This window comes from Erwinia persicina (assembly GCF_014838825.1).
Taxonomy (GTDB): Bacteria; Pseudomonadota; Gammaproteobacteria; order Enterobacterales; family Enterobacteriaceae; genus Erwinia; species Erwinia persicina_A.
The window spans coordinates 106,767-124,900 of the sequence record NZ_JACYMO010000004.1; the positions used below are offsets into that span (position 1 = coordinate 106,767).

Here is an 18,134-nt window from a genome sequence, read left to right on the forward strand (position 1 = left end):
TTTTCGGGATTATCGATACGAATATATGCGATTTTATAAACTATTTTTACGTTCTATGCTGCTGTCTTCTTCCACAGAAAAGGAACAGCCGCATGACAGCACCGCTTGACCGTGACAGCCTGGCCAGCGTGTCCCCCGTGCTTGCCGCCATTACAGAACAGACTCTGTTTGGCACGATCTGGCAGCGTAGCGAATTAAACAAACGTGAACGCAGTCTGATCACCCTGGCCGCGTTAATCGCGCTCGGCCGCCACCAGCAGTTATCCTGGCATCTGGATTTCGCCCGGCAGAATGGTCTGACTGACAGCGAAATCGCGGAAGCGATGACACATCTGGCGTTTTATTGCGGCTGGCCCGCAGCCGTTTCAGCACTCAGCCTGCTGCCTCAGCCAGGCAGCAAACCTCAGGAGTAACTTATGCCATTTACCCGGATTGCCCTGCCCGGGGGCACCACGCCCCCTTTCAAACAGGCGCTGTCAGAGATCCTGCACCGTACGCTGGTGGATTTTTTCGACGTACCGCCGGATGACTGCTTTCAACTGCTGGACGAATATGCGCCAGACCAGCGGGTGTATCCACGCCACTATCTTGGCGGCCCGCGATCTGAGGGATTTGTCTGGTTTCATATCACCGCAGGCAGGCCCAGAACGGTGGAGCAAAAACAGCAGTTTTATCATCACCTGGCACATCGACTCTCCGGCGAGCTGGCGATACGCCCGGAAGATGTGATGGTCACACTGAGTTTTACCCAGCCTGAGGACTGGTCTTTCGCCAGCGGTAACGCTTTTCACTGGCCAGCGGAGAACACATTATGATCGCCATGCAATATCGTTTCCGCCTGCCACATGACTATGACATGGCAATCATCACCACCCGTATCGGCGAAAATGGTCACCGGCTTGATGGTTTCCCTGGCCTGCTTCTGAAAGCCTATTGCTACGCTGATTATGGCAGCCCACAACATTCTCCCGAGCCGCTGTATGCGCCTTTTTACCTCTGGCAGGACAGTGAGAGTATGACGCGCTTTCTCACCAGCAGTGCGTTTCAGCGGCTGACTCAGGATTATGGCTGGCCGCAGATCGACAGCTGGCTGGTCCTGCACTACCAACCGGCATCGGCACTGGCGAACGCCGGTTTTGCCAGGCGTATTATTACCCCCATATCCCCCTATACAGATCTCACACGTTACCGCCCAGAGATCGAAGAACAGGCAGCCTCAGTCAGTCAGATCCTTGCATGGGATGTACAAACCTGGCGGCATTTAACCTTTCAGATAAGCCCGCGGCCGTTGAGTGACGTGAATGCCGCAGAATGCTACCGGGTGGGACACATCTCGCTGCCGCTACACATCGTGTAATCCGGCGGCGGTCGCTGGCATGGGCGGTATAAACACGCTAGCATGTCAGCCTCTGTTATCCGACCTTTCGGAGTTTGATCATGACATCCCGCCGTTACGATCCGGACAGCCGTCGCGCTGAATTAATGGGCCGTATTGAGGACGATATTCCGCCTGGCGTCGCCCAGGCACTGCGTGAAGACCTGGGGGGTGAAATTGACCTCTGCCAGGACATCACCGCCAGTCTGCTGTCTGCCGACACCGCCTCTCACGCCGTAGTCATCACGCGTGAACCGGGTATTTTCTGCGGTAAGCGCTGGGTGGAGGAAGTGTTTATTCAACTGGGGGACAAAGTGCAGACTGTCTGGCACGTTGATGACGGTGATACGATCGCTGCCGATCAGACGCTGTTTGAGGTCAACGGCCCTGCCCCGGTGATCCTCACCGCTGAACGTACCGCACTGAACTTTGTCCAGACGCTCTCTGGCGTGGCAACGGAAGTCAGCCGCTATGTCGCCCTGCTGGAAGGCACCCGTACACAGCTGCTGGATACGCGTAAAACCCTGCCAGGGCTGCGTACGGCACTGAAATACGCGGTACTGTGCGGCGGCGGGGCCAACCACCGTCTGGGTCTTTCGGATGCGTTTCTGATTAAAGAAAACCACATCATCGCCTGCGGTTCTATCGCCAAAGCCGTCGAAAAAGCCTTCTGGCTGCGCCCTGACGTCCCCGTAGAGGTGGAAGTCGAGTCGCTGGATGAACTGGAGCAGGCGCTGCAGGCCGGTGCAGACATCGTGATGCTGGACAACTTCACCGTCGGGCAGATGCGTGAAGCGGTGAAAATCAGCGACGGCCGGGCATTGCTGGAAGTCTCGGGAAATGTCACCGATCAAACACTGCGTACCTTTGCCGAAACCGGTGTGGATTATATTTCCGTCGGTGCCCTGACCAAACATGTGCATGCCCTCGATCTGTCGATGCGCTTTCGCTAAGGGTAACGCCGCGTAGCAGACATCGCGTCAGTCAACGTCCCCGTTTTACCTCAGGCCAGCCAGATACGCTGGCCTTTTTTTGTCCGCGCGGTGCTTTTGCGGGGTGGCTTCCAGCCCTGACGGTACCCATGCAACACAGCAACACACTTTACGACGTGCCTCTGAACAACGCGGTCTGACGCTGGCCGGAGGTTTCCCGCTGAAGTAGGGTACCTGCCTCAATACACAAGGAGGTTTGTTATGATCCACCAGCGGGGCTTTACCCTGATCGAACTGATGATCGTCATCGCTATTATTGCCATTCTCAGCGCCATTGGGCTGCCTGCTTATCAGGGCTATCTGCAAAAAGCAGCGCTCACCGATATGCTCCAGACGGCGATGCCGTTTAAAACCGCCGTCGAACTGTGCGCGATAGAGCGTGGGGGCAGTGGAAACTGTAGTGCCGGCAGTAACGGGGTTCCTGCTGAACGGACCTCGCACTATGTTTCTGCACTGACCGCAAATGCAGGGGTGATTACGCTTACCGGCCAGGAAAGCCTGCTGGGTTTAAGCGTTAAACTCACACCGCAGTGGGATAGCAGCGATGGGCAGATAAGCTGGCAGCGCAGTTGTACCAGTGGAAACGTCAGCCTGAAGGAAGCCTGTCAGGAGGTATTCCGTTTCGATGAGGAACAGATACCATGACCGCAGAGACTCAGCGTGCGATAGAAATCATCTGCCAGCAGCACGGGGCTATTATCATCGACTACAGCGCACAGCGGCTGCGTATTGCCACGGCGGAAACGCCCACTCATGAGATGATGGCAGCCCTGCGCTTTACTACCCACAGCACCATTGATGTTGAGTGCTGGCCACAGGCACGCATAGAGCAGTTTACCCGCGAACATGCCTCTTCCGTGCAGGGTTCGACGGAAAACCAGCAAGAATCCGCGGGATCGGCTGTAGACAAAATTGATATGCTGCTCACCCAGGCGCTGCAGAAACGCGCATCGGATATTCATATTGAGCCACAGGAAGCGGGGCTTCGTGTTCGCCTGCGCGTCGACGGCGTTCTGCAGCGCCTGCCTGTGGCGGGCCAGGATAATAGCGCTCCGCTGGTCGCCCGGTTAAAGATCCTCGCGGGGTTGGATATTGCTGAACGCAGGGTGCCGCAGGATGGTCAGTTCTCCCTGTTGCTTAACGGCGTCAGCGAGTCGTTTCGTCTGTCTACGTTGCCGACACGTTTCGGTGAGAAAGCAGTCGTACGGCTGCTGCAAAGTGATACCCAGGCTATCGCCCTGGAAAATCTTGGCATGCCAGCCCATCATTTGAAGCGCTACCGTGAAGCACTGTCCCGGCCGCAGGGCATGATTCTGGTGACCGGCCCCACCGGCAGCGGCAAGACGTTCACGCTGTACAGTGGTCTGAGCTGGCTGAATGCCATCACGCGAAATGTGTGCAGCGTAGAGGACCCAATCGAGATCCCTCTGCCAGGCATTAATCAGACTCAAATTCATCCCCGGGCAGGCCTGGATTTTCACCGGGTCCTGCGTGCGCTGCTGCGCCAGGATCCAGACGTGATCATGATTGGAGAGATACGTGATGGGGAAACCGCTGAGATTGCGGTTAAAGCAGCCCAGACCGGACATCTGGTGCTCTCCACCCTGCATACGAATTCCACGACGGAAACACTGGTACGTATGGGACAGATGGGTGTTCCGGGCTATCTGCTGGCCTCCGCGCTGAAACTGGTCATTGCACAACGTCTGGTACGCAGGCTTTGTCCCCACTGCCGTCAGCCTGCCGATGCCACGGCCCATTTTCCTCCGTCTGTCTGGCCCGGGACCGTACAGAACTGGCGCGCGGTAGGTTGTGAACACTGCTTTTCGGGCTTCTATGGACGCCTGCCCCTGTTTGAACTGCTGCCGATCGATGGCAGGTTACAGAATGCTCTGGCAAGATCGGCTCATCCGGAAGAACTGGCAAATATTGCCCGCCAGCAGGGGCTGAATTCCCTGTTTGTTGAGGGGCTGCACTGCGTCAATCGTGGTGACACCACCCTGGAAGAGCTGACACGGGTCGCAGGAGAAAGTCATGAGTAAACGTTCTCTTTATCGCTGGCAGGCGGTTGACGATGAGGGCGGACTCCATCAGGGATACCGCTTTGCCGCCAGCCCGCTGCAGATTGCCAGTGATCTGGCGGCGGCAAGTCAGCTACCGCTGAAGATCTCGCACGACCGCCGCTACGCCCCACGGCACTGGAAATGGGCGCATAAAACAGCCTTTGTGCGCCAGTTATCCACCTTGCTAAAGGCGGGAATGTCCCTGTCAGGGTGCTTACAGCTGCTGGCTGAGGATCACCCTGAACCGGGCTGGCAGGCGCTGCTTTCCGGCCTGCAACACAGCATCTCGGCTGGCACACCCTTTTCAGAAGCGTTAACGCACTGGCCTGACGTCTTTCCGCCGCTGTATCCGGCACTGATTCATATCGGCGAACTGACCGGTGAGCTGGACGAGTGCTGCCTGCAGCTGGCCAATCAGCAGGAGCGTCAGCACCAGTTGCAGATGAAGGTGAAAAAAGCCCTGCGCTACCCCCTGTTTATTCTCGTAGTGGCACTGCTGGTCAGTCTGGGGATGCTGGTCTTTGTTCTGCCTGAGTTCGTCGCTATCTACAAGACGTTTAATGCTCCCCTTCCCGCCTTTACCGCCGCTGTTATCGCTTTTTCACAGCTTCTGCAACAGCAGGCACTGATGATGATCGTCAGTGTTGCCGTTGCAGCACTCATCTGGAGGCACCGTCGCAGGACGTCTCTGCGCTGGCAGCGCGTGGAACAGCGTTTACTGCTTCGTTTGCCCCTGGTCTCGACGCTTTGTCAGGGCAGCCTGTTAAGCCAGATTTTTACCACTCTGTCTCTGACACAGCGGGCTGGACTGACATTACTTCAGAGCCTGCAGGCCGTGGAAAAGACACTGTCACCGCTGATCTGGCGTGAGGCTATTGGCGAATTACAGCGCCACATTGAGGCAGGTCATCCCCTGCATCAGGCCCTGAAATCTCATGCGTTGTTTACGCCTCTTTGCTACCAGTTAGTGAAGGTGGGTGAAGAGTCTGGTTCGCTGGATACGCTGCTGTTCAGGCTGGCGAACTGGCATGAACAACGCACCCACCAGCTGGCAGATACGCTCGCGGCGGCGCTGGAACCGCTGATGATGGTGGTGATTGGGGGGATTGTCGGTACGCTGGTGGTGGCCATGTATCTGCCCGTATTTCGCCTGGGGGATGCGCTGGGGTAGACATGCCCCGCCCGACGGGGCGGGGCTGGCCGGTTTAGCGGTTAAAAACGCGGTTTTCCTGCTCGTTAACGCGGATAAACGTTGTGCGCTTGGTCAGCTCTTTCAACCTTTCGGCACCCACATAGGTACAGGCTGAACGCAGCCCTCCCAGGATATCCAGAGCGGTGAGTTCGACCGGCCCCCGCACCGGCAGCTTAACGGTTTTCCCCTCCGCTGCCCGGTACTGTGCCACACCGCCAACATGACGTTTCATTGCTGACTCTGAGCTCATGCCATAGAACAGCATAAATTTTTCGCCCTGTTCTTCGACGACCGTGCCCTCACATTCATCGTGAGCCGCCAGCATCCCGCCGAGCATGACAAAATCAGCACCGCCGCCGAAGGCTTTCGCAACATCGCCAGGTACCGAGCAGCCGCCATCGCTGACAATCTGGCCGCCAAGACCGTGTGCCGCATCTGCACACTCAATCACGGCGGACAGTTGCGGATAGCCCACGCCGGTTTTCACTCGGGTAGTGCAGACCGACCCCGGCCCGATGCCCACTTTGACAATATCGGCCCCGGAGAGGATCAGTTCCTCCACCATTTCCCCGGTCACCACGTTACCGGCACAGATAGTTTTACCCGGGCAGGCTTCGCGGGCACGCCGCAGAAAGGCGACAAAGTGCTCGGAGTAACCGTTCGCCACGTCAATGCAGATAAAGTTCAGCGCCGGGGACAGCGCCAGAATCTGCTGCAGCTTGAGGAAGTCAGCCTCAGAGGTTCCGGTAGACACCATCACATGCTGAAGCACCTCCGGCGTGGAACGCTCAACGAACGCCCGCCACTGCTCAACGCTGTAATGTTTATGCACTGCGGTGAGAATATCGAACGAGGCCAGCGCCTGCGCCATACTGAAGGTACCGACGGTGTCCATATTCGCCGCAATAATGGGTACGCCAGACCAGGCGATGCCTGAATGCTTGAAGGTAAACTGACGCTCCAGCTCAACCTGAGAACGGCTTTGCAGCGTGGAACGCTTTGGCCGGATTAGAACATCTTTGAAGCCCAACTTAATATCTTCTTCGATACGCATAACAAATTTCCTGGTTGATGGCGTTGATGCAGTGACGCACCTGACGAGCTACGCTTGTTGTCACAAGCTGAGTGCCAGCTCCAGTGACGCTATCATACGCGCTAAAAACGCGCCGACAAGACTGCGAAATTGACTTTAATTACGTTACAATCTGATAAATTTATCTGTGAATTTGTCTTGTGACCTGTATCGCAAAACGGTGTATACGGCGTAAACGCAGTTCATCAAGGCACTGAGAGTTGAGTCCTATGCGCTATATCGTGGCGCTGACCGGTGGTATCGGCAGCGGGAAAAGCACCATTGCAAATGCCTTTGCCGGGCTGGGTGTGGATGTTGTCGATGCCGATGTCATCGCTCGCCAGGTCGTTGAAAAGGGACAACCCGTTCTGGACGTCATCCATGCCCGCTACGGCGATGAGGTTCTGCATCTGGATGGCGCGTTAAACCGGGCCGTTCTGCGTCAGAAAATCTTCAGTTCACCGCAGGAAAAGCGCTGGATTGATAATTTGTTACATCCGCTTATCCACGCCGCAACCCAACAGCAGTTAGCATTAAGCCGATCGGCATGGTGTTTGTGGGTCGTCCCCCTGCTGGTTGAAAATAACTTACAGCATCTTGCTGACCGGGTACTGGTCGTCGATGTTGACCGGGAAACACAGCTGAACCGCACCATGCGTCGTGACAATATCAGTCGCGAACAGGCGGAAAATATTCTTGCGGCGCAGGCGACGCGCGAAGCGCGCCTGGCAGTAGCAGATGACATTATTGATAACGGCGGATCGCCTGAAACGGTGATCGCGCACGTTGCCGCCCTCCATCAGCGTTATCTGGCGCTGGCGGCGGCAGCCTATCGGGATTAACTGTATGAGCACAACCGTTCTCTTTGAGCACCCTCTGAATGAAAAAATGCGCACCTGGCTGCGTATTGAATTTTTACTTAAGCAGCTGACGGCCAGTCAGAAAATCGTCGATCACCTTAGTGCCCTGACCTTTTTTCGCAATGCCGCAGAACTGCTGGATGTCTTTGAACGAGGTGAACTGCGCACGGAGATATTAAAAGAGCTGGAACGCCAGCAGCAAAAACTGCTGGGCTGGGCAGACGTTCCCGGCGTTGATATGTCACGCATTAATCTGCTGCGTGGCGAACTCAAGCAGTGTGGCGCTGCGTTAATGGCCGCCCCCCGTACGGGCCAGGTTCTGCGGGAAGAGCGCATGATCGGTCTGGTCCGCCAGCGTCTGAGTATCCCGGGCGGATGCTGTAGTTTTGATCTGCCGACGCTGCACATCTGGTTGCATATTGACCAGTCGCTGCGTGATCAGCAGGTCACCACATGGATAAATTCGTTAGCCCCGATACAGGATGCGCTGACAATCATTCTCGATCTGATTCGGCAGTCAGGGATCTTCCGCAACCACACCAGCCTGAATGGCTTCTTCCAGGATAATGCGGAAGGTGCAGACCTGCTGCGGATGCAGCTCCGACTGGATGATGCACTCTACCCACAGATTTCCGGCCATAAGAGCCGCTATGCCATCCGTTTTCTGCCGCTGGACAGCGAGCGCGGTGAGGTACCTGCCCGCTTCGATTTCGAGCTGGCCTGTTGTTAAGGGAAAAGTTATGAATGATGTCACCGTAGTGAACTGTCCGACCTGCCGCAAACAGGTCATCTGGGATGAACTGAGCACCTGGCGGCCCTTCTGCAGCAAGCGCTGCCAGCTGATCGACCTTGGAGAGTGGGCCGCTGAGGAGAAACGCATCCCCAGCAGCGGCGATCAGACCGACAGCGATGAATGGAGCGAACAGCCTTTCGATCGCGAGTAGACTCGCTGGCGCTTAAGCGCTGGCTTTCAGACGGGCAACGATTTCGACGTTGGCAGGAGGAAACTCTTCCGCCTGCAACTCCCGCTGGGGAACCCAGCGCTGAGGTTGCCCTTCACGCCCGTACGGTTCCCCCTTCCAGCGGTCGACGATAAAAAAATGCAGCGTGACGCGCAGATCGTCATAGGTGTGATCCACCGTATCATAGGGGGTCGCGTTGACGACTTCGATACCCGTTTCCTCCAGCAACTCACGCTTCAATGCCTGCTCGGGTGTTTCGTCTGCTTCCATCTTGCCCCCCGGGAACTCCCAGCGGTTCGCCATGTACGAACTGGCGGAACGCTGCGCTAAAAAAATGTCACCGTCCCGGCGAATAATCCCTACGGCCACTTGCAGATGTTTCATCATATCCTCACTTCACTGACGTATTTTCCCGCCACTATTCCAGCCTTGTCTGTCAATGACAAGGTGTTATCAGCGCAAGACTGGAAAGATCGAGCCTCGCCGCATCGCTGAAATGTAACGTGATGCAAATGCGATCTCCCCTGCTCCGCTATCTGCCTGCGGCGCTATAGTCGCCATAGTGTAGATAAAGGGGAGTGACAGAGTATGGATGCTGAATCGGAATGGATTTACCGGACGTTAATGGGCTTGTGCGGACTCTGCGTGGGTAGCCTGCTTAACGTCATTGTTTACCGCGTGCCGCTAATTTTACAGAGAAATGCCCCGCGCCGCGTCAGCCTGTGGTTCCCCGGTTCGTTCTGCCCCCGATGTGGAAAAACGCTAACACCGGGCGACAACATACCGCTGGTGAGCTGGATAGCATTACAGGGATGCTGTCGCTGGTGTCAGGAGCCCATATCGTGGAGATATCCTGCCACGGAAGCCATAACCATGCTGCTGACGCTGCTCACGGCCTCTCTCCTGCCTGCCGGACCGTTGCTGGCGGCAGCGCTACTGCTGGGCTGGTGGCTGCTGACTCTGGCGCTTATCGACGGCCTGCACTTTCTGCTGCCAGACTGTCTCACGCTTTCGCTGCTGTGGCTGGGCCTGCTCTGTCATCTCGCTGGCATCGTGCCTTCGGTCACTCTGGCACAGGGCGTGGCCGGTGCCGCAACAGGTTATAGCGTCTTCAGGGGGCTGGCGGGGATCTATAAATCACTGTCCGGTAAAGAGGGGTTGGGGAGAGGTGATGCGAAGCTGCTGGCGGCGGGCGGTGTATGGCTGGGCTGGCAGGCTCTCCCCGCCGTGCTGTTGCTGGCGTCATTGGGGGGATTGATGACGTTTACAGTGGCACGTCTCTGGCTCAGGCGGCCCCTCTCTGCCCCGGCTCCCTTTGGTCCGGCTCTGTCCATCGCCATCTGGCTGGTGTTTATCTGGCAAAACCGATAAAAAAAGGGCCGGAGGATCTCCGGCCCTGATGCAGATATCGGTGGCTGATTACGCCAGGCGACCGTGGCACTGCTTGTATTTTTTACCTGAACCACACGGGCAGAGATCGTTGCGGCCCACTTTACGCTCACCGGTTTGCGAGGAAAGAGACGCTGCAGCTTCCGTTTCTGCATCGACGTGGCTCAATTGCTGCTGCTGCGCCAGGTGCTCTGCTTCCAGACGGCGCTGTTCTTCCATCTGTTCAATTTCTTCCGGCATGCGCACCTGCACCTTGCTCAGGGTGCTGATCACTTCATACTTCAGTGATTCCAGCATGGCGGCAAACATGGCGAAGGACTCGCGCTTATACTCCTGCTTAGGATCCTTCTGCGCATAACCGCGCAGATGAATGCCCTGACGCAGATAATCCATCGCGGCCAGGTGCTCTTTCCACAGGGAGTCCAGCGTCTGCAGCATGACGCCCTTCTCGAAGTTGCGCATCATTTCCACGCCAACCACTTCTTCTTTACGCTGATACTGCTGTTTCGCCTCATCCATAATGCGGTCACGCAGCGTCTCTTCATGCAGATCGGGCTCTTTATCCAGCCACTCTTTAATCGGCAGGTTGAGGTCGAAATCATTGCTCAGGCGTTCCTGCAGCCCTTCAACATCCCACATTTCTTCCAGTGACTGCGGTGGAATGTAGCTGTCGATAGTCGCCTTGAAAACGTCATCGCGAATACTGGCGATGGTTTCTGACACGTCAGATACGTCCAGCAGCTCATTACGCTGTGAATAAATCGCGCGGCGCTGATCGCTGGCCACGTCATCATACTCCAGCAACTGCTTACGAATATCGAAGTTACGGCTTTCCACTTTACGCTGCGCGTTGGCAATCGCCTTGGTCACCCACGGATGCTCAATCGCTTCGCCCGGCTTCATACCCAGCTTACGCATCATATTGGTGACACGATCCGAGGCAAAAATACGCATCAGCGCATCTTCCATTGACAGGTAGAAGCGGGATGAACCGTTATCCCCCTGACGCCCAGAACGGCCGCGCAGCTGGTTATCGATACGGCGTGATTCATGACGCTCCGTACCGATGATATGCAAACCACCGGAAGCCAGTACGGCATCGTGGCGGATCTTCCACGCGCTTTTGATCGCGTCGATCTGTTCAGCGGTCGGGTTTTCAATCGCAGCAATCTCTGACTGCCAGCTACCACCGAGCACGATATCCGTACCACGACCCGCCATGTTGGTAGCGATAGTCACGGCGGAAGGCTGACCCGCCTGCGAGACGATATCCGCCTCACGGGCGTGGAATTTGGCGTTCAGTACTTCGTGTCTGATGCCAGCCTTCGTCAGCTCCTCGGATACCACTTCTGATTTTTCAATCGAAATGGTACCGACCAGAACGGGCTGGCCGTTAGCGGTACGCTCACGGATATCTTCGATGATCGCGCCGATCTTCTCCATTTCCGTCATATAGACCAGATCAGGCAGATCCTTACGCACCATCGGACGGTTGGTCGGCACTACGATAGTGTCCAGCTTGTAGATAGAGCTGAACTCAAATGCTTCCGTGTCAGCCGTACCGGTCATCCCGGCCAGTTTGTTATACAGACGGAAGTAGTTCTGGAAAGTGATCGAGGCCAGCGTCTGGTTCTCGTTCTGGATTTCCACGCCCTCTTTCGCCTCTACGGCCTGGTGCAGGCCATCAGACCAGCGACGGCCCTGCATGGTACGGCCGGTATGTTCGTCAACGATGATCACTTCACCGTCTTTCACGATGTAGTCCACGTCACGCGTAAACAGCACGTGTGCGCGCAGCGCCGCCGTCACATGGTGCATCATCATGATGTTGCCCGGCGAGTAGAGGGACTCTCCTTCCGCCATAATGCCTTCGCTGACCATCAGTTCTTCAACGGCAACCAGGCCGCGTTCGGTCAGGTGAACCTGGCGAGATTTCTCATCCACCGAGAAGTGGCCTTCACCCTGGAAGCTGTCGGAATCTTCTTTTTCCTGACGGATCAGGTTCGGGATGATTTTGTTGACCTGGATATACAGCTCAGAGCTGTCTTCTGCCGGGCCGGAGATGATCAGTGGCGTACGGGCCTCATCGATCAGAATGGAGTCAACCTCATCCACCAGCGCATAATTCAGCTTACGCTGTACGCGGTCTTCCGGGCTGAACGCCATGTTGTCGCGCAGGTAGTCAAAGCCGTATTCATTATTGGTGCCGTAGGTGATATCAGCAGCATACGCGGCGCGCTTTGCCGGTGCTGGCATGCCCGGCAGGTTGATACCAATGCTCAGACCAAGGAACTCAAACAGCGCGCGGTTATTTTCCGCATCACGCTGGGCCAGGTAGTCATTGACGGTCACCACGTGTACCCCCTGGCCGCTCAACGCATTGAGGTAAGCCGGCAGGGTCGCCGTCAGGGTTTTACCTTCACCGGTACGCATTTCTGCGATGCAGCGATCGTTCAGCACCATACCACCCAGCAGCTGCACGTCGAAGTGACGCATGCCGAATACGCGTTTGCTGGCCTCACGCACCGTGGCAAACGCCTCCGGGATCAGGCTTTCCAGCTCTTCGCCTTTTTCAAGGCGCGCGCGGAACTCAACGGTTTTCGCTTTCAGCTCATCGTCAGACAGCTTCTCGAAATCCGGCTCCATCTTGTTGATCGTTTCAACAGTCTTACGCATACGGCGCAGCGTGCGGTCATTACTGCTACCAAAAACTTTGGTTAATATTTTAGTTAACATAATAAATAATTTCTCTCTGCCACCGCCTTGAACGATGGACGCTTAATGTTTGATTTTAAACAGACGCTATTGTTATGAATTAAGAGACGAGAAAGGTCCGGCACGAATGCCCTGAACCTGAGCCAGCCAAAGGCCGGTTTGATGACGGGGAGCGGCTTCAACCTGACGTTGCGCCGTATAGCGAATAATGACCGGCGGTTTCGCCTCGTGGGTCAGCAGCGCATTCAGCGTGTCCAGCAAGGCCAGCTTGTGCGCCTGAAGCGGCTGTTCAGCCACGGCAGCGGGTGAAGCCGAGGGAGTCAGCGTGAAGGACAGGTGACGAATGACCGTGCGGATGGCGTGCTGATGCCAGTAATCTACGCTAAATGATGAACGTCGGGCGGAGTCAATAAGGGCAAGGCTGTCGAAGCGCGCAGCGGTGCCAATATCCAGGCTTCGTGACGAGGTTTCTGCTAAGGTAGTGCGATCGTGCGCTGACGCGTGAGGCAGGCCAAGACTCGCCGCGACCATCCCCAACAGGAGATGCGGCCAGAAATAGCGTCTGCCAAATTGTCGCCAACGATTAAGAATACCGATCACTGTGTTCCGCCGGAGCTTGTTATGCGAGATAGTCGCCCACAATCAATTGAAAGTTTTTTCGATATGGCTCAGGAGCAGAGCGTACTGCAAAACGTGCAGCAGCGTGCTATTGCCCTGAATAAACTGAATCGCGCAGTACAGGGGGTTATTCCTGCTCAGCTGCATCCCTGGTGCCGTGTGGCAAACTTCCGTCAGGGGATTCTGGTCATCGAAACGGCTAACGCCAGCTGGTTGATGCGCTTACGCTACGAACAATCCAGCCTGCTGTCAGCTTTACGTGCGCAAATATTACCATCATTGACGTCAATCGACATCAGGATAAATCCTTCGCTGGCTGCAAAAGGGCAGGAATCTGTGCAAGAAAACAGCACTCGAGCAAAAGACGCAGAGAAACCGCCGTTAAGACAGATCAGTGAGCAAAGTGCAGAGATTTTACGGAGTGTCGCGAGCCAGAGCCCGGAAAAACTGAAGAAGATATTAGAACGACTGGCCTCACTGGCCGGAGAGGGTACCAGCTCAACCAGTCGTAATAAGTAGGTTCAGGCTTACGCCAGAACCAGATTGGGTGCCTTGAATTTCACCGGGAGTGCAGCTTCGTCTTCAAACGTTGCCCATTCCCAGGCTTCCTGTTTCGCCAGAACAGCCTGTAACAGCTTGTTGTTCAGCGCATGACCCGATTTGAATGCGGTAAACGCACCAATGATGTTGTGGCCACACATATACAGGTCACCGATAGCATCCAGCATTTTGTGACGAACGAATTCATCTTCAAAACGCAGGCCATCTTCGTTCAGCACGCGGTAGTCATCTACCACGATAGCACAGTCAAAGCTGCCACCCAGGCACAGGCCACGGGACTGCAACGCTTCGATGTCGCGCATAAAGCCAAACGTACGGGCGCGGCTGATCTGACGCGCAAAGGCTTCGGCAGAAAAGTCCATGCTGTAGCGCTGAGAGCTTGAGTCGATTGCCGGATGGTTAAAATCAATGGTGAAGTCCAAAGTAAAACCATTATGCGGCGAAAGCTCTGCCCATTTGTCGCCATCTTCAACCCGGACAGGCTGTTTGATGCGCACAAATTTCTTCGCGCTGTTCAGCTCTTCAATACCAGCATCCATCAGCAGATAAATAAAGGGTGCGGCGCTGCCATCCATAATCGGAATTTCAGGCGCGTTCACTTCCACCACGATATTATCGATGCCGAGACCCGCAAGGGCAGCATTCAGGTGTTCAACTGTTGAAATACGTACGTCATGCTCATTAACCAGGCAAGTACAGAGCATGGTATCACGCACGGATTTGGCATCAGCCGGGAAATCAACCGGTGGATTCAAGTCAGTGCGACGATAGATGACCCCGGTATTAGCCGGCGCAGGGCGTAACGTCAGCGTGACTTTTTTGCCGGTGTGTAAACCGACGCCAGTCGTCTGAACAATACGTTTTAAAGTCCGTTGTTTGATCATCGCATTATCTCGCAAAAATTAGCCATCCGACCATCAGTTTACTCCACTGACGGGCGAATACTTTAACACAAAGAGCGAAGAATCCCAATTTCTCGGGTTATTCTTAGTCTGCCTGCTTACGCAGGAAGGCCGGAATATCCAGATAGTCAGGCTCTTTGTTCGTTTGTGCACCCGGATCGTTCACCACTTTCGCCGCCGGTTTTTGCTCCTGCGGCAGCGGTGCCATACCGTGCTGCTGATAACGATTGTCCATCAACGGCTGCGTGGTCTGCTTGCTGGTCACCAGGGTGATCTCAGGACGCTTATCCATGCCGATACCGGTTGCCACGACGGTGACGCGCAGTTCGTCATTCATTTCCGGATCCAGTGAGGTACCGATAACCACAGTCGCGTTATCGGAAGCAAACGCACGGATAGTGTTACCCACGGTTTCAAACTCATCCAGACGCAGGTCGAAGCCGGCAGTGATGTTCACCAGTACGCCGCGCGCGCCGGACAGGTCGATATCTTCCAGCAGCGGGCTGGAGATGGCCATTTCAGCCGCTTCTTCAGCACGATCTTCACCGCAGGCCACACCGGAGCCCATCATCGCGTAGCCCATTTCAGACATCACGGTGCGCACGTCAGCAAAGTCGACGTTCATCAGACCCGGACGGGTGATCAGCTCAGCGATACCCTGCACGGCGCCTTTCAACACGTCGTTCGCTGCGCCGAATGCGTCCAGCAGTGAGATACCGCGACCCAGCACTTTCAGCAGCTTGTCATTTGGGATGGTGATCAGTGAGTCAACGTGCTTAGACAGCTCGGCGATACCCTGCTCAGCAAATGCCATGCGCTTCTTGCCTTCAAAGTTGAAAGGCTTTGTCACCACGGCAACGGTCAGAATACCCAGTTCTTTGGCGACTTCAGCCACCACGGGCGCTGCACCCGTTCCGGTACCGCCCCCCATACCTGCGGCGATAAATACCATGTCTGCACCTTCCAGTGCCTGGCGCAGTGCTTCACGATCTTCTTCAGCAGAGTTTCGGCCCACTTCCGGGTTTGCACCCGCGCCGAGGCCTTTAGTAATGCCATTACCGATCTGAATGGTCTGGCCCACTGCTGTTTTGCGCAGTGCCTGAGCATCGGTGTTTACCGCGAAGAACTCAACGCCTTCGATACGCTCACGCACCATGTGCTCAACGGCGTTACCGCCGCCGCCACCGACGCCGATGACTTTAATCACCGCGTCATTGGTTAATTCCATAGGTTCAAACATAATTTCTCTCCGTTATGTGCCTGTTCGCCTGGAGATCACTAATAACGATACCCGCAACGTAAATTTGCTTAGGTATAGCATGATCCCCTTTGGTAAAAATTAAAACTCTTTTCTCAGCCAGCTGTTGATTTTCTTGAACCAATTACCCACTGAGGCTCTTTTTTCTACTTCTGCCTCACCGTTAAGGTGAGATTCTTTTCCGTAGTGCAATAAACCTACCGCTGTGGAGTAGTAAGGTTCCTGCGCGTAATCCGTTAATCCCGTGATATTCAGCGGCTGTCCGATACGTACCTGCGTGTGGAATACACGCTGGGCGCAAGCCGCCAATCCTTCAATTTGTGCCGCGCCGCCGGTCAGTACAATACCGGCCGCGAGGTGATGTTTAACGCCCTGCTGGCGAAGCTGTTCCTGCAGCTGCAGAATTTCGTCGTTCACCAGATTGAGCAGTTCGGTATAACGAGGCTCAATGACTTCAGCCAGCGTCTGGCGTTGCAGGCTGCGTGGTGGACGACCGCCTACGCTCGGCACTTCCACGTTTTCGTCTTTACCGACAATCGAGCCCAGCGCACAGCCATGACGCACTTTAATCGCTTCAGCATCTGTCGGCGGTGTGCCGAAAGCATAGGCGATATCGCTGGTGACCACATTGCCTGCATACGGAATCACTTTGGTATGGCGCAGCGCACCGCCGGTATAAACGGCGATATCCATCGTACCGCCACCGACGTCAACCACGCACACGCCCAGCTCACGTTCATCTTCAGTCAGTACCGCAAAGCTGGATGCCAGCCCAGCGAAAATGAGCTGATCCACTTTCAGCCCACAACGCTCAACGGCTTTGACGATGTTTTTCGCCATATCGTTGTGACAGGTAATCAGATGCACTTTGGCCTGCATACGGACACCGGATAAACCGACCGGGTTTTTGATCCCTTCCTGATAGTCGATCGCATATTCTTGTGGGATCACATGGAGGATGCGGTGTTCATCACGAACACGGACGGATTTAGCGGTATGTACCACGTTCTCCACATCTTCCTGCGTCACTTCTTCTTCGGAAATAGGAACCATCCCTATTTCGTTCTGGCAGCTGATATGTTTGCCCGATAATGCAAGGTAAACCGAGGAAATCTGACAGTCAGCCATCAGTTCGGCCTGATCGATAGCGCGCTGTACGCATTTCACTACCGATTCCAGGTCGTTAACACCGCCTTTATCCATCCCGCGAGACGGACAGCTGCCCACCCCGATAATATTAACCATGCCATCAGGCAGAACTTCCCCTACCAGGGCGGCCACCTTCGCGGTGCCTATCTCGAGTCCAACTACCAGTTTTCTGTCCGTCGACTTGATCATTGTTGTTTAGCCTGTGCCTGAGTCTGTTGCTGATTACTGTCAGCGGCCGCTATGGGGGCCGGTGCCCATCCTACCGCTGCGCCAGAGTCGTAGCGCAGATCGACGTAGGTGATGACCTTATTGTCCGTCTGCGCCTGCTGTTGCAGGGTGGGGTATAATTCGATGAAACGCTGCAGCCGCTTCATATCTTCGTTACGCCCCAGTTCAAGCCGGATGTCATTATCTAACACCAACTGCCACGAACGCCGTGCGGTCATGGACGCCGCTTTCAGTTTCAATTTGCTGGCCGCCAGTACGTTACTCATCTGGTGAAAGCCGGTTAACACTTCGGACTCGCTGCCCTCCGGGCCATACAGCATCGGCATCACTTCTTTGCCGAGATGGCTGGCCGGGACGCTAAACGATTTCCCCTCAGCATCAACCATGTGCACATCATTCCAGCGTGCAACCGGGACATACTCCACCAGATGGATCTTTAATTCGTCTGGCCACTGCTTGCGTACACTTACCTGCTGGATCCACGGCAGGCGCTCAATCTGCTGCTGAATAATGTCGACGTCCTGCGACATAAAGGTACCGGGTTCGCCGAGCGATAAAATCGCCTGACGGATGTCATCGTTGGTGGTGTAATGCGTCTGCCCCGTCACTACCAGCTTCGACAACGGCAGCCTGGAAGCATCGTTCATCCACTTCAGCACCACTAACCCCCCGGCCAGCATCACGCCGATCACCATCAGCAGGAAAACAATGCCTGCCAGGCGCGAGCCGTTACTTCGACCGGTACGCGCTTTTTCCTGCGCTTCACGGTTGCGGACATTCAAAGCAGCCTGAGACATA

20 protein-coding genes are annotated in these 18,134 nt (G+C 55.5%); 12 read left to right on the top strand and 8 right to left on the bottom strand.

The genetic code is table 11. From position 1 onward, the window contains the following. The first annotated feature begins 92 nt into the window (after positions 1-92). The 7 genes from IFU29_RS11995 (at position 93) to hofC (ending at position 5,601) form a co-directional block, all read left to right on the top strand. Positions 93-413, top strand: a complete 321-nt coding sequence (locus IFU29_RS11995; protein WP_191934131.1) for a carboxymuconolactone decarboxylase family protein — start codon at positions 93-95, stop codon at positions 411-413. 3 nt (positions 414-416) lie between these two features. Then, a complete protein-coding gene (locus IFU29_RS12000; RefSeq protein WP_191934132.1) occupies positions 417-815 on the top strand; it encodes a tautomerase family protein in 399 nt (132 codons plus the stop codon). Then, positions 812-1,357, top strand: a complete 546-nt coding sequence (locus IFU29_RS12005; protein ID WP_191934133.1) for a DUF4865 family protein — start codon at positions 812-814, stop codon at positions 1,355-1,357. The genes IFU29_RS12000 and IFU29_RS12005 overlap by 4 nt, the downstream gene beginning before the upstream one ends. A gap of 80 nt (positions 1,358-1,437) precedes the next feature. Then, positions 1,438-2,328, top strand: coding sequence for a carboxylating nicotinate-nucleotide diphosphorylase (gene nadC / locus IFU29_RS12010; RefSeq protein ID WP_191934134.1), 891 nt, complete (start codon positions 1,438-1,440; stop codon positions 2,326-2,328). 240 nt (positions 2,329-2,568) lie between these two features. After that, on the top strand, positions 2,569-3,012 hold the full coding sequence (gene ppdD, locus IFU29_RS12015; RefSeq protein ID WP_191934135.1) for a prepilin peptidase-dependent pilin: 444 nt from the start codon (positions 2,569-2,571) through the stop codon (positions 3,010-3,012). Then, the gene (gene gspE, locus IFU29_RS12020; protein ID WP_191934136.1) at positions 3,009-4,409 is read left to right on the top strand and encodes a type II secretion system protein GspE; all 1,401 of its coding nucleotides are present in this window, start codon (positions 3,009-3,011) and stop codon (positions 4,407-4,409) included. The genes ppdD and gspE overlap by 4 nt, the downstream gene beginning before the upstream one ends. Continuing rightward, positions 4,402-5,601 (top strand): protein transport protein HofC, encoded by a 1,200-nt coding sequence (gene hofC, locus IFU29_RS12025; protein ID WP_191934137.1) that lies wholly within the window; start codon positions 4,402-4,404, stop codon positions 5,599-5,601. The genes gspE and hofC overlap by 8 nt, the downstream gene beginning before the upstream one ends. 34 nt (positions 5,602-5,635) lie before the next feature. On the opposite strand, the gene IFU29_RS12030 is transcribed toward hofC, so the two are convergent. After that, complete coding sequence (locus IFU29_RS12030) at positions 5,636-6,676, bottom strand: GMP reductase (protein ID WP_191934138.1); 1,041 nt, start codon at positions 6,674-6,676, stop codon at positions 5,636-5,638. 248 nt (positions 6,677-6,924) lie between these two features. On the opposite strand from IFU29_RS12030, the gene coaE reads away from it, so the two are divergent. Genes coaE through yacG form a run of 3 tightly spaced genes read left to right on the top strand, consistent with a single transcriptional unit; the run spans position 6,925 to position 8,498 of the window. Next, positions 6,925-7,536 (top strand): dephospho-CoA kinase, encoded by a 612-nt coding sequence (gene coaE / locus IFU29_RS12035; protein ID WP_191934373.1) that lies wholly within the window; start codon positions 6,925-6,927, stop codon positions 7,534-7,536. 4 nt (positions 7,537-7,540) lie between these two features. Next, the gene (gene zapD / locus IFU29_RS12040) at positions 7,541-8,284 is read left to right on the top strand and encodes a cell division protein ZapD (RefSeq protein WP_191934139.1); all 744 of its coding nucleotides are present in this window, start codon (positions 7,541-7,543) and stop codon (positions 8,282-8,284) included. A 10-nt stretch (positions 8,285-8,294) separates the two neighbouring features. After that, positions 8,295-8,498 carry a DNA gyrase inhibitor YacG gene (gene yacG, locus IFU29_RS12045; RefSeq protein ID WP_191934140.1) on the top strand — a complete coding sequence of 68 codons (204 nt, stop codon included), beginning with the start codon at positions 8,295-8,297 and terminating at the stop codon, positions 8,496-8,498. Between the two features lie 12 nt (positions 8,499-8,510). On the opposite strand, the gene mutT is transcribed toward yacG, so the two are convergent. Next, on the bottom strand, positions 8,511-8,900 hold the full coding sequence (gene mutT / locus IFU29_RS12050; RefSeq protein ID WP_191934374.1) for an 8-oxo-dGTP diphosphatase MutT: 390 nt from the start codon (positions 8,898-8,900) through the stop codon (positions 8,511-8,513). A gap of 204 nt (positions 8,901-9,104) precedes the next feature. Between mutT and IFU29_RS12055 the strand changes: the two genes are divergently transcribed. Next, a complete protein-coding gene (locus tag IFU29_RS12055) occupies positions 9,105-9,887 on the top strand; it encodes a prepilin peptidase (RefSeq protein WP_191934141.1) in 783 nt (260 codons plus the stop codon). A gap of 48 nt (positions 9,888-9,935) precedes the next feature. Here the strand turns inward: IFU29_RS12055 and secA are convergent, their stop codons facing one another. Then, positions 9,936-12,641 (bottom strand): preprotein translocase subunit SecA, encoded by a 2,706-nt coding sequence (gene secA, locus IFU29_RS12060; protein ID WP_191934142.1) that lies wholly within the window; start codon positions 12,639-12,641, stop codon positions 9,936-9,938. 72 nt (positions 12,642-12,713) lie between these two features. Beyond that, positions 12,714-13,220, bottom strand: a complete 507-nt coding sequence (gene secM, locus IFU29_RS12065) for a secA translation cis-regulator SecM (RefSeq protein ID WP_191934143.1) — start codon at positions 13,218-13,220, stop codon at positions 12,714-12,716. A 21-nt stretch (positions 13,221-13,241) separates the two neighbouring features. Between secM and IFU29_RS12070 the strand changes: the two genes are divergently transcribed. Then, entirely contained in the window at positions 13,242-13,757 is a 516-nt protein-coding gene (locus IFU29_RS12070) for a DUF721 domain-containing protein (protein ID WP_191934144.1), read from the top strand. A gap of 8 nt (positions 13,758-13,765) precedes the next feature. Here the strand turns inward: IFU29_RS12070 and lpxC are convergent, their stop codons facing one another. From lpxC to ftsQ, 4 genes are all read right to left on the bottom strand, one after another. Beyond that, on the bottom strand, positions 13,766-14,683 hold the full coding sequence (gene lpxC / locus IFU29_RS12075) for a UDP-3-O-acyl-N-acetylglucosamine deacetylase (protein ID WP_062747283.1): 918 nt from the start codon (positions 14,681-14,683) through the stop codon (positions 13,766-13,768). A 103-nt stretch (positions 14,684-14,786) separates the two neighbouring features. Further along, positions 14,787-15,941, bottom strand: a complete 1,155-nt coding sequence (ftsZ, locus tag IFU29_RS12080) for a cell division protein FtsZ (protein ID WP_062747285.1) — start codon at positions 15,939-15,941, stop codon at positions 14,787-14,789. A gap of 99 nt (positions 15,942-16,040) precedes the next feature. Then, positions 16,041-17,297, bottom strand: a complete 1,257-nt coding sequence (gene ftsA / locus IFU29_RS12085; RefSeq protein ID WP_048914885.1) for a cell division protein FtsA — start codon at positions 17,295-17,297, stop codon at positions 16,041-16,043. Further along, entirely contained in the window at positions 17,294-18,133 is an 840-nt protein-coding gene (gene ftsQ, locus IFU29_RS12090) for a cell division protein FtsQ (protein ID WP_191934145.1), read from the bottom strand. The genes ftsA and ftsQ overlap by 4 nt, the downstream gene beginning before the upstream one ends. Between the last annotated feature and the right edge of the window lies 1 nt (position 18,134).